At 52.5% G+C, this 11,684-nt stretch carries 15 protein-coding genes; 14 read left to right on the top strand and 1 reads right to left on the bottom strand.

Annotated elements, in window-relative coordinates; all coding sequences use genetic code 11:
* The first annotated feature begins 43 nt into the window (after positions 1–43).
* The 14 genes from rpsF (at position 44) to PK629_12420 (ending at position 10,468) form a co-directional block, all read left to right on the top strand.
* Positions 44–331: a 30S ribosomal protein S6 gene (gene rpsF / locus PK629_12355; protein HOP12270.1), complete on the top strand. Its 288-nt coding sequence runs from the start codon at positions 44–46 to the stop codon at positions 329–331.
* 59 nt (positions 332–390) lie between these two features.
* The gene (ssb, locus tag PK629_12360) at positions 391–837 is read left to right on the top strand and encodes a single-stranded DNA-binding protein (protein HOP12271.1); all 447 of its coding nucleotides are present in this window, start codon (positions 391–393) and stop codon (positions 835–837) included.
* A 23-nt stretch (positions 838–860) separates the two neighbouring features.
* Entirely contained in the window at positions 861–1,115 is a 255-nt protein-coding gene (gene rpsR, locus PK629_12365) for a 30S ribosomal protein S18 (protein ID HOP12272.1), read from the top strand.
* Positions 1,116–1,252: 137 nt separating this feature from the next.
* A complete protein-coding gene (locus PK629_12370; GenBank protein HOP12273.1) occupies positions 1,253–1,759 on the top strand; it encodes a hypothetical protein in 507 nt (168 codons plus the stop codon).
* 123 nt (positions 1,760–1,882) lie between these two features.
* Positions 1,883–2,431 carry a hypothetical protein gene (locus tag PK629_12375; protein HOP12274.1) on the top strand — a complete coding sequence of 183 codons (549 nt, stop codon included), beginning with the start codon at positions 1,883–1,885 and terminating at the stop codon, positions 2,429–2,431.
* Positions 2,432–2,846: 415 nt separating this feature from the next.
* Positions 2,847–4,121 carry a dihydroorotase gene (locus PK629_12380; protein ID HOP12275.1) on the top strand — a complete coding sequence of 425 codons (1,275 nt, stop codon included), beginning with the start codon at positions 2,847–2,849 and terminating at the stop codon, positions 4,119–4,121.
* Positions 4,118–4,849 (top strand): dihydroorotate dehydrogenase electron transfer subunit, encoded by a 732-nt coding sequence (locus PK629_12385; protein HOP12276.1) that lies wholly within the window; start codon positions 4,118–4,120, stop codon positions 4,847–4,849. The genes PK629_12380 and PK629_12385 overlap by 4 nt, the downstream gene beginning before the upstream one ends.
* Positions 4,843–5,757, top strand: coding sequence for a dihydroorotate dehydrogenase (locus tag PK629_12390; GenBank protein ID HOP12277.1), 915 nt, complete (start codon positions 4,843–4,845; stop codon positions 5,755–5,757). The genes PK629_12385 and PK629_12390 overlap by 7 nt, the downstream gene beginning before the upstream one ends.
* Entirely contained in the window at positions 5,754–6,455 is a 702-nt protein-coding gene (gene pyrF / locus PK629_12395) for an orotidine-5'-phosphate decarboxylase (GenBank protein HOP12278.1), read from the top strand. Before PK629_12390 ends, pyrF begins: the two co-directional genes overlap by 4 nt.
* Positions 6,456–6,459: 4 nt before the next feature.
* Positions 6,460–7,107, top strand: a complete 648-nt coding sequence (gene pyrE, locus PK629_12400) for an orotate phosphoribosyltransferase (GenBank protein HOP12279.1) — start codon at positions 6,460–6,462, stop codon at positions 7,105–7,107.
* Positions 7,104–8,015, top strand: coding sequence for an aspartate carbamoyltransferase (pyrB, locus tag PK629_12405; GenBank protein HOP12280.1), 912 nt, complete (start codon positions 7,104–7,106; stop codon positions 8,013–8,015). Before pyrE ends, pyrB begins: the two co-directional genes overlap by 4 nt.
* Before the next feature lie 157 nt (positions 8,016–8,172).
* Complete coding sequence (locus tag PK629_12410; protein ID HOP12281.1) at positions 8,173–8,589, top strand: aspartate carbamoyltransferase regulatory subunit; 417 nt, start codon at positions 8,173–8,175, stop codon at positions 8,587–8,589.
* A 197-nt stretch (positions 8,590–8,786) separates the two neighbouring features.
* Entirely contained in the window at positions 8,787–10,208 is a 1,422-nt protein-coding gene (locus PK629_12415) for a sialidase family protein (GenBank protein HOP12282.1), read from the top strand.
* Positions 10,205–10,468 carry a thioredoxin family protein gene (locus tag PK629_12420; GenBank protein HOP12283.1) on the top strand — a complete coding sequence of 88 codons (264 nt, stop codon included), beginning with the start codon at positions 10,205–10,207 and terminating at the stop codon, positions 10,466–10,468. The genes PK629_12415 and PK629_12420 overlap by 4 nt, the downstream gene beginning before the upstream one ends.
* On the opposite strand, the gene PK629_12425 is transcribed toward PK629_12420, so the two are convergent.
* A complete protein-coding gene (locus tag PK629_12425; protein HOP12284.1) occupies positions 10,458–11,564 on the bottom strand; it encodes a GGDEF domain-containing protein in 1,107 nt (368 codons plus the stop codon). The genes PK629_12420 and PK629_12425 overlap by 11 nt on opposite strands.
* Positions 11,565–11,684: the final 120 nt, after the last annotated feature.

Raw genomic sequence — 11,684 nt, forward strand, 5'->3', positions numbered from 1 at the left:
TCTCGTTCTCCGGGGCCAAGAGACCATAAGGAGGTGCAAAACAGTGGCTAATTATGAGTATGTACTCGTGATCGACCCTGAGATCGGCGAAGAAGCAGTCGCGGCGATGGTGGACAAGTTTAAGACCTTGATCACCGACAACGGCGAAATGACTGCGATTGACGAGTGGGGCAAGCGTCGCCTTGCTTACAAAATCAATTACAAGTCCGAAGGGTATTACGTGCTGTATACATTCTCGACCGACAAAATGGATTTTGTCGCCGAGCTTGAGCGTGTCAGCAAGATCACAGAGAGCGTCCTGCGTTGGCTTGTTGTCAGAAAGGACGTTTAATTTCAAAATCAAACCGGGATTTTTCATCTCGGAATCAGTGAGAAAGGATTGGTAGTATCATGCTGAATACCGTTGTTTTGATGGGACGGCTCGCCGATAAACCTGAATTGCGCAAGACCTCGAGCGACATCTCGGTCACCAGCTTTACGATTGCAATCGATAAGGCATATTCCAAACAGGGTCAGGATCGCCAGACCAACTGGATCGACTGTGTGGCTTGGCGTCAGACCGCTGATTTTATCACGAACTACTTTGACAAAGGAAGCATGATCGCCGTCACCGGCTCACTGCAGACCCGCACTTATACCGATAAAAACGGTAACAACCGCAAGGCGGTTGAGGTCGTCGTGGATAACGCCTCATTCTGCGGAAGCAAACGCGAATCGGGCGCTCCGTCCGGAAACGCCCCCGAGGCGTCCGGGAATTTCGGCGCACCCCAGACCTTCTCGAACGGCTCTGACAGCGATTTCGAGGAAGTCGGCACCGACGACGATCTTCCATTCTAAAAAAATAACAAGGAGGTAATTATATGGAAAGGTCAGAAAGATCTTCTTCACCCTATAAGAACCGGAAACAGCACAAGAAGGTCTGCCAGTTCTGCGTGGACAGAGCGGGCGGTATCATCGACTATAAAGACATTGCAAAGTTGAGAAGATTTCTCTCGGATCGCTCCAAGATCCTGCCCCGCCGCGTGACCGGCACCTGTGCCGTTCACCAGCGCGCCCTGACCCAAGCCGTCAAGCGCGCACGCCATCTGGCGCTGCTGCCCTACATGAGCGACTAGCGGGCAGTGCCCGCGGACATGCCGCGAGTGAAAGCTTGTGCGTGTGGATCAAACCTACCCCGCGGTCATAGCTCGAATGTTATTAGGGAAAAAATCCCCGCTTCAAAAGCGGGGATTTTATGTTTTCAAGAGGGAAAATGACAAAGAAGAAAAGGAATATCATCATTGCTCTTATATTAGCGATTCTTCTTATTCTGGGAAGCGCTTTATTTTATCTGTGCTACGAGAAGCCTTATATTTTCAAAATCACAATACATCCTTCTGGAGGAAGTAGCGGAAGTTATTATTTCATTTTATATAATGACAACACCTTATATTGTTCAGAAGGGGAAATGCGCAGTTACAAACCCGAAAGTATAAAATCAAAAATGTATCTATGGTTCATCGATAGATCCGATGAAAAAAAGCTGACAGATCAAGAGGTGGAAAATCTTTTAGTTTTGGCTAAAGAGATTGAAGCAAACGGAAACGATTACCCTGTAAAGAACGCACTGGATACTTGGCATGTGGCGTTATATTATAACCGGAAAATATATGAGACAGATTATAGTGCTGTCACGAACGAAAAACTTAAAGAGCTGATTAATGAGATTATAGCATTATCTGCAATAGATACTGATGTTTATACTCGCGGGTTTGCTTAACCGGATGAAACCCCTTCGAGCATACCGATCTCACAGGCGGGATACGCAAATCCCGCCTTGACATCGTAGGGGGCGGTTTCCACGCCGCCCCGAATAGGCGGTTCCCGAGGAAGTGAATATTTAATGAATGACTTACCAAATAGAAAACCAAACAGATTAAAGGATTATGATTATTCTCAGAACAATGCTTATTTCGTAACAATTTGTACAAAAGATCGCCACGGATTATTGGGAAGGATCCTTGTAGGGGGCGGTTTCCACGCCGCCCCGGATATCGAATTATCCGAAATCGGAAAAGAAAGTGTAAGAACCATTGAATATATTAACACAAATTATCATAACGTCCGTATTGATGAATATGTAATCATGCCAAACCACATTCATATGATTGTCTTTTTGACGGGCGGGCATGGAAACCCGGTGACGGGCGGGCATGGAAACCCGATGGCGGGCGGGCATGGAAACCCGCCCCTACAGGATGTAATCGGTCGATTCAAATCTTTTACAACGAAGAAATGGAATGAACTATATAAAACAAAAACGCAGGAAATGTGGCAACGCTCCTTCCATGACCACATTATCCGAGATGAAACAGATTATCAAAATCATTTGCAATATATAGACGAAAATCCCGGAAAATGGGCCGAAGACAAATATTATAATGGAGAGTAGGGGGCGGTTTCCATGCCGCCCCGAACGTAGGGGGCGGTTTCCACGCCGACCCGAACGTAGGGGGCGGTTTCCATGCCGCCCCGAACGTAGGGGGCGGTTTCCATGCCGCCCCGAATGTAGGGGGCGGTTTCCATGCCGCCCCGAACGACGCCCTTGTTTCCGTTCCTATCCTCATCGTTAACCGTAAGAGAAATAACGTTTTGACAAAATCCCTGAAAATTTTACATGGCCGCCGCTTGACAGAGACGGGTCGGTGTGGTAAAATCAAAACCGTAAAATCTTTAAGTGCGGTACAGAGATGCCGAGAAGATGTCATACTGCCGACCTCTGCATGCGATCTGCATGCGGCGTCTTTTCACAAAATCTTGTCCGCACGGGCGAGATTTTTTCATGTAAAGATCAACGGAGGTGCAAAATGGACTTTATCCTCTCCGGCGGTAGCGTGTTTACGAACGGATCGCTGAAACCGATGAATCTTGCGGTTTCCGACGGCCGCATTTCAACCATTTCCCCGCAACCCGTTTCGCCCGAAGGGAAAACCGTTTTTTCAACTGAATCAGCGTTTGTATTACCCGGTCTCACAGATGTTCATGTGCATCTGAGAGAGCCGGGTTTTTTGTATAAAGAGACCATGAAAACCGGCACGACGGCAGCCGCGAAGGGCGGATATACCACCGTCTGCGCGATGCCGAACCTCTCGCCGTGCCCCGACACCGTTTCGCATCTGGCCGAAGTGCTTGCCCCGATTCGCAGTGACGCCAAAATTCATGTGCTGCCTTACGGCACGCTGACGCTCGGACAAGCCGGGCGGGTGCAGTCACAGATGGCGGGGATGCAGCCGTGGGTGTTCGCCTTCTCCGACGACGGCAAGGGCGTGCAGAACGAAGACATGATGCGGCAAGTGCTGACCGAGGCCAAACGGATCAATGCGCTGGTCTGCGCCCACTGCGAAGATAACGCCCTTGTGAAAAACGGCGCGATTCACGACGGGGCCTATGCGAAAAAACACGGAATTGCGGGTATCAGCTCCGAGAGCGAGTGGAGACCAATCGAACGCGATTTAGCACTGGTAAGAGAGACCGGTGCACGTTATCATATCTGCCACGTCTCGTGCAAAGAGAGCGTCGCACTGATCCGCAAAGCCAAAGCCGAGGGGCTTCCGGTGACCTGCGAGACCGCGCCGCACTATTTGATTTTAACGCAAGACGATTTAAAAGACGACGGCGCGTTCAAGATGAATCCGCCGCTGCGCGAAAAATCCGACCGCGCGGCGTTGATCGAGGGGCTTTTGGACGGTACGATTGATGTGATTGCCACCGACCACGCACCGCACGCCGCACACGAAAAGACACAGGGGCTGCGGGGCAGTTTGATGGGCATTGTCGGGCTTGAGACCGCGCTGCCGCTGCTCTACACCGAATTGGTCAAAAAGGGCATCCTGACTTTTGAAAAACTGATGGCTTTATTGCACGATAACGCGTTTAAATTATTCGGACTGGGTTCGAATTTGGAAGTCGGCGCACCGGCGGATTTGACGGTGATCGACCCGAATTGCAAAACCATCATCAACCCTGCCGAATTTGCAAGCATGGGCAAAAGCACGCCGTTTGCAGGTCGCGAAGTGTACGGAAAAGTGCGCATGACGGCGGTCGGCGGCGAGATCGTGTGGAAGGAGCGTGATTTCGGATGAATGACCGGATTTGTGTGGTCGCGGGGAATTACCCGATTGCGCGCGACGTCTTTCGAATGAAGTTGATTTGCCCGGAACACGGCTTCACCGCGCCGGGGCAATTTTTGAACATCCGAATCGACGGGCTATACTTACGCAGACCGATCTCAATCTGCGATTGGGACGAAGAGAGCGTCGATATCATCTATAAAGTGATCGGAAAAGGCACCGAAGCATTGAGCAGAATGGCGTCGGGCGACGAACTCTCGGCATTACTGCCGCTCGGAAACGGATTTGACATTAATCGCTGCGGGCAAAAACCGCTCTTGATCGGCGGGGGTGTCGGAACGCCGCCGCTTTACGGGCTGGCTAAAGCGTTAATCGCACAGGGCAAAAAACCGATTGCGGTGTTGGGTTTCAACAATGCCGAAGACGCGATGCTGGTCAAAGAATTTGAGGCATTAGGCGTTCCGGTACGGGTCACGACGGTCGACGGCACAATGGGGAAAAAGGGCTTTGTCACCGACGCGGTGAAAGGGTTGGACTACACCGATTACTGCGCGTGCGGACCGGAACCGATGCTGAAAGCGGTTTTTAAGGCCTGTCCGGTCGACGGGCAGCTGAGCTTTGAGGCGCGTATGGCCTGCGGATTCGGCGCGTGCATGGGGTGCAGCTGCGAGACCAAAAGCGGCTCGAAGCGCATCTGCAAGGACGGTCCGGTGTTACTGAAAGAGGACTTGCTATGGTAGACATCAGCGTAAATCTGGCGGGGCTGCGGCTCGATAATCCGGTCATTCCGGCCAGCGGGGTGTTCGGGTTCGGCGCTGAATATGCGCCGTTATATGATTTGAACGTCCTCGGGTCGATCGCTTTCAAGGGAACGACTCAAGAGCCGCGCTTCGGCAACCCCGGGCCGCGTATCGCCGAGTGTCCGGCGGGCATGTTAAACGCGGTCGGACTGCAAAATCCCGGTGTCGAAAAAGTGATCTCTGAGGAACTGCCGAAACTGTTTGAAATATATAAAAAACCCGTGATCGCCAATGTCAGCGGGTTTTCCATCGACGAATATGTCTGCTGCTGCAAGGCGCTGGACGAAGTAGAGCAGGTAGGGATTTTAGAAGTCAACATCAGCTGCCCGAACGTCCACGGCGGCGGGATGAGTTTCGGCACCGACCCGAAAGCGGCGGCGCAGGTCACCAAGGCGGTCAAGGCGGTCACGAAAAAGCCGGTATTTATCAAACTAACACCCAATGTCACCGACATCACGGAGATCGCAAAAGCGGTCGAAGCCGAGGGCGCTGACGGCGTGTCGTTAATCAACACGCTGCTCGGGATGCGGATTGACCTGAACCGCAGAAAACCGGTTTTGGCCAACGTCACCGGCGGCTATTCGGGGCCGGGTGTGTTTCCGGTGGCGGTGCGGATGGTCTACCAGGTGTACAAAGCCGTCAAAATCCCGATCATCGGCATGGGCGGAATCTCAAGCGCCGAAGACGTGATCGAGATGATGCTCGCGGGGGCAGCCGCAGTGCAGATCGGCTCGGCGAATCTGGTCGATCCCTTGATCTGCCCGAAAATTATCGCAGACCTGCCGTCGGTCATGGCCAAATACCGGATTGAACGGCTCACAGATATCATAGGAGGTATAAACTTATGAACAGGGACATCATCATCGCATGCGATTTCAGCAGCACGGCGCAGACCATTTCGTTTTTAAACCGCTTCGGCAACGAGCGGCCCTATGTCAAGATCGGCATGGAGCTGTTTTACGCCGAGGGTCCGGCCATTGTGCGGGCTTTAAAGGCGCGCGGACACCGGATTTTCCTCGATTTGAAGCTGCACGATATTCCTACTACGGTCAAAAAGACCATGCGGGTGCTGTCGGAACTCGGCGCGGATATGATTAACTTGCATGCAGGCGGCGGCCGTGCCATGATGGAGGCTGCGCTCGATGGGCTGGAAGGTTTTTCGGGGCCGCGTCCGCTGATCATCGGCGTGACCATGCTGACCTCGACCAGTCAGGAGAGCATGCGGGAAGAACTCTATATCGAACGGCCTCTGCCCGAGGTCGTCATCGGCTATTCGAAGCACTGCAAGGATTCGGGTCTGGACGGCGTGGTCTGCTCTCCGCTGGAAGCAGCCGGCGTACATGCGGCCTGCGGAAACGGCTTTTTGACCGTGACGCCGGGCATCCGTTTCGCCGAGGAGTCGGTGGGCGATCAGGTGCGCGTCATGGATCCGGCGGGCGCACGGGCGGCGGGTTCGGATTTCATCGTCGTCGGGCGCTCAATCACGCAAGCGGGGGATCCTGCGGCGGCTTGGCGGCGCTGTAAACACGACTTTTTAGAGGTATAAAATCATGAATGTCATCAAAGAGGAGATCGCACGCGGGCTGCTGTCGATCGGTGCGGTGTTTTTCCGGCCCGAAGAGCCGTTTATCTGGGCCAGCGGCATCAAGAGTCCGGTCTACTGTGACAATCGGCTGATTCTGACCGCGCCCGAAGTGCGGAATATCGTCGAATCCGCACTGGCCGGAATGATCAAAGAAAACTATTCGGATGTGCAGGCGCTCTTCGGCACCAGCACCGCCGGAATCGCCCACGCGGCCATCATCGGCCATCTGACCGGGCTGCCGATGGGCTATGTACGCGGCGAGGCCAAGACCCACGGGCGCAACAATAAGATCGAAGGGCGGCTGGAACCGGGGCAGAAAGTGGTCGTCGTCGAGGATTTGATCTCAACCGCAGGCAGCGCAATCGAGACGGCGGAATCGCTGCGGGAAGCGGGTGCGGAAGTGCTCGGCATCGCAAGCATCTTCACCTACGGCATGAAAAAAGGCACGGAAAAACTGGCGGCGGCGGGATTGAAAAACGTCAGCCTGCTCGATTTTGACACAATCGCGCAGGTAGCTGCACAGGAGGGCTATATCATTCCCGGGGACGTGAACCGCCTGCTGGCTTTTCGCGATAATCCCGCCGATGAGAATTGGATAAAGGTGATCAAATGAACAGTTTGATTGATATTTTAGACCTCAGCACCGCTGAAATCGAGAATTTGCTCGACACGGCGGACGATATTATCGCCCATCCGGCGGCCTATTCGGAACGCTGCCACGGCAAAAAACTGGCGACGCTGTTTTTCGAGCCATCGACCCGCACGCGGCTGAGTTTCGAGGCGGCGATGTATGAATTGGGCGGCAATGTGCTGGGATTTTCCGAGGCGAACAGCTCCTCGGCCTCCAAGGGCGAGAGCGTGGCCGATACGGTGCGCACGGTCGGCTGCTACGCCGACATCATCGCGATGCGCCATCCCAAAGAGGGTGCGCCGCTCGTCGCCTCACTGAAGGCCGGTGTGCCGGTGATCAACGCCGGGGACGGCGGACACAACCACCCGACCCAAACGCTGACCGACCTGCTGACGATCCGGCGTGAAAAAGGGCGGCTCGGCGGCTTGACCGTCGGGCTCTGCGGCGATTTGAAATTCGGGCGCACCGTGCATTCGCTGATCGGCGCGATGTCGCGCTATGAAAACGTCAGATTCGTCTTGATTTCGCCGCCGGAACTGACCATTCCCGAATATCTGCGGCAGGAAGTACTTGAGAAGAACCATATCGAATACCTTGAAACCGCCGATTTGGAGAGCGTAATCGGGACGCTGGATGTGCTATATATGACACGGGTGCAGCGTGAGCGATTTTTCAACGAGGCCGACTATGTGCGGCTCAAAGACAGCTACATTTTGACCTGCGAAAAACTCGAGCGTGCGCAGGAAGATTTATGTATTCTCCATCCGCTTCCCAGGGTCAACGAGATTTCGGTTGAGGTCGACGACGACCCGCGCGCCCGCTACTTCAAACAGGTGCTGAACGGGAAATATGTGCGAATGGCGCTGATTCTGAGGTTATTGGGACTTTAAAAAGCGTAAAGTGTAAAGTGTAAAACGTAAAGTGACAGACCCGTGGCAGTGTAGGGGCGAACTGTGTTCGCCCGTTATGAGTGACACGTTAACGACGGGGTGATCTTACGCGGGCGAACGCAGTTCGCCCCTACAGTTTCTGTAAAGGAGCATCATTATGATTGTCAATCCGATCACCGACGGCATTGTACTTGACCACATCAAGGCCGGTCGGGCCATGGAAATTTACAATGTGCTGAATCTGGGCCGGCTCGACTGCACGGTGGCGATTATTTTAAATGCCGATAGCCAAAAGATGGGCAAAAAGGATATTTTAAAAATCTGTCAGCCGATCGATTTAAATCTTGATGTGCTGGGGTATCTCGACCCGGGCATCACCGTCACCTATATCGCCGACGGCAAAAAGGTCAAACAGGTGCATTTGGAGCTGCCGGACCGTGTCAGCGGCGTGATTGCCTGCAAAAATCCGCGCTGCATCACCTCGACGGAACAGGAACTGCCGCATGTGTTCAAGCTGACCGACCGTGAAAAGGGCATTTACCGCTGTGTGTATTGTGAAACCAAGGCGAAATAAGGCAGGTAATCCGATCTGTTACATACAAAGCTTATATCTTAATATAAAACAACACCGAGTGAGGAAGCGCGCGCTATCAGGTGACCGGTTTGCAGATTCTGAGACGCGTTTGTGAGCGGGCACTGCCCGCCGCCGCTTGAATTGTCCGTTTGAGTGTGATACCATGAATGCAAAATCATTGCTGAAAGGATATTCACATGAGAGCGGATTTATTTTGGGGATTTAAACCTTATACACGGCCGGATGAAATGGCCAAAGCGCTGCTGCCGTATATCGTACGGCTGGCGCCCGAAAAGGACGCTTTGGAGTTGGAGTGGTTCGATAAAGGCGACAACGGCAGCCACATTTTAAAATGGCGGGAACGCGGAACCGAGACGTGGAAAGAACAGCCCGCGGCAACCTCCGTGCTGCGTATCGAGGGGCTTTTATATGAACACGAATATGAGGTCACGATTTCGCGCGAAGACGGAACCTGCGGCAATGTGCGTTTGGTTATGACCGGCGGCGCACCCGCAAACGGCGTCACCGTGAATTATCTGCACCCCGAGGACACGCAGTATGCCTTTTCCGGGCGTTTTCTGTGCAGCCCGTCGATTGTAAAATTACCGTCGGGCGCATTATTGGCGTCGATGGATCTGTTTGAGGGTCACGGCTGCCAAAACCTCGAGTTGATTTTCCGCTCGGATGACCGGGGCAAGACCTGGCGCTATTTGACCGATATTTTCCCCTGCTTCTGGGGCAAGCTGTTTATGCACAACGGGCGGCTGTTTCTGATGGGCTGCGCCACCGAAAACGGCGACGTCGTGATCGGCGCGTCGGACGATGAGGGCGAAACCTGGGGCGCGCCGACGCATCTGTTTCGGGGCAGCGGCATGTCGATTCACAACGGCTGGCAGTTTTGCCCGTCGCCGGTGATCATTCATCAAGGCCGCATCTGGATCGCGGCGGATTTCGGCAGCTGGGAAGAACGCGGCGGATTCACGAACTGCCTGATGAGCGCACCCGCAGACAGCGATTTGCTCGACCCGAAAAACTGGGTCTGTTCCGATTTTTCGCAGGATCAATACGATGCCGATTGGGTGAAAAAAGGCGCGCCGAAGCGCAGCAATCCGAAAGGGATGCTTGAGGCCAGCCCCGTGGTCGCAAAAGACGGCGGGATCGTCTGTGTGATCCGCATCGGATTGGTCGGCTGTCAGCCGGAATACGGTGTCGGCGTGCTGTTGCGCGGCGATCCCGACAATCCCGAAAAACCGCTGACAGTCGAGCGGTTTGTCGAGATGCCGAGCGGTTCCAACAGCCGAAGCCACGTCGTTTATGATGAAAAGAGCAAACAATACATCGCGGCGGGCAACATCTGCGTAAATCCCCAAACCCCGGGACAGCGCAATGTGCTTGCGCTGGAGGCCTCGCCCGATTTGATTCATTGGCGCGTGTTGAAAATCCTGATCGACCACCGGGACGAAGACCCGAAGGACGTGGGATTCCAATACCCGACTTTCATCATCGATGGCGACGATATTTTGCTCGTGTCGCGCACGGCGCTGCACGGCGCGGACAATTTCCACAACGCCAATATGACGACATTCCATGTCATTGAAAATTTCAGAGGGCTTTTATGAAAGAATTGACTTATTTTTATCTTGCCGGATGTCCGTTTTGTTATTCTGCCGATCGTATGTTGAAGGAATTGTCTGAAGAAAATCCGGAGTTTGCGAAAATTTCAATTAAAAAAATCGAGGAGCGCGAAAATTCCGCGCTCGCCGATCAATATGATTATTATTATGTGCCGTGTCTTTGGATGGGGAACCGGAAACTGCATGAAGGTGCGGCCTCCAAGGAAAAGCTGCGTGCGGTATTGGAAAAAGCAATCAATTCATAAGAGCGCTGTCGTAGATGAAGAATTGGTTTTTACCCGCGTGTTTGGCCTCGTACATGGCGCGGTCCGCATTTTTATATAAGTCGTCATAAGTGCCTTGGCCGTTTTCGGAAAATGCAAGACCCAAACTTGCTGAGATCGTACGGGTTTTTCCGTCGTGGGTATAAGTTCGGTTGAGCAGTTCAACCACCTGTCCGGCCTTAAATTCCATCCACTCTTTGCTCGGAACACTGGGCAGAAATACGATGAATTCGTCGCCGCCGAGTCGTGAAATATAGTCGGTGGAACGGAAAACCCCTTTGAGGGCTGAGGCTACATCGGTTAAAATTTTGTCACCGTACTGGTGCCCGAAGGTGTCGTTAATCTGTTTGAAATTATCGATGTCAAAATACATCATTGCCGAGAGTATGTGGCGTTGATTGAGATGATTATAGATTCGTTTTTCAATGGCACCGCGTGTATAAAGATCGGTTAATGCGTCGGTTTCGGAGAGATGTTCAAGCCGGTTGCGGGTGATGATTTCTTCGATTTTGGTGTTCGTATAATGCCGCCCGGCAAAAAATCCGACCACATAGAAAGTCAGGCAGTTGACACACTCGAGAACCGCGATATCGTGGGATTTGGTTTCTAAGGAGGCAACGCAAAATACGGTTACGGGCAGCAGGGAAATCAAAGCGATTTTTCCCGGTTTATCGAGCATGAATATGGGCATGATCGCCAACAGCACGCAGATGACCACCGAGGGCGTGTCGGGCTGGAAGGTGATGCCGAGAATGATCGCCAGAGACATCAGTGAAAAATAAAATAACTGATAGATAGTGATAACCATGCGGGGATGCTTCGGCAAATACAGGCGGCAAACGATTTGCGCCAGCAGAGAGACAATCACAAGAGACGCATACAAAACAAGTGCGCCGGATAGGGATTCGATAAGAAGGGCAAAAATAAACGGCAGCGCAGTGATAAAAACAAATGCCATACTGACACGTTTCATTAAAAACAGGTTGGTGTCAGTGATTTCTTTGTGAAGATCAAGAAAAGTATCGGCATCATAATTGCCAAACCAAAACGATTTGACCAGTTTCTGAATCAATTTCATGTTCGTTCACTCCCAAATGTTAGCATAATCAGTATAACATACCATGTTTCGAAAAACAAGGGAATAATGTAGGTTTGTCAATGATGTGTTACAAAAAGGATAAAGAAAAAAGGATTACGG

It is taken from the genome of Oscillospiraceae bacterium, assembly GCA_035380125.1.
Taxonomy (GTDB): Bacteria; Bacillota; Clostridia; order Oscillospirales; family JAKOTC01; genus DAOPZJ01.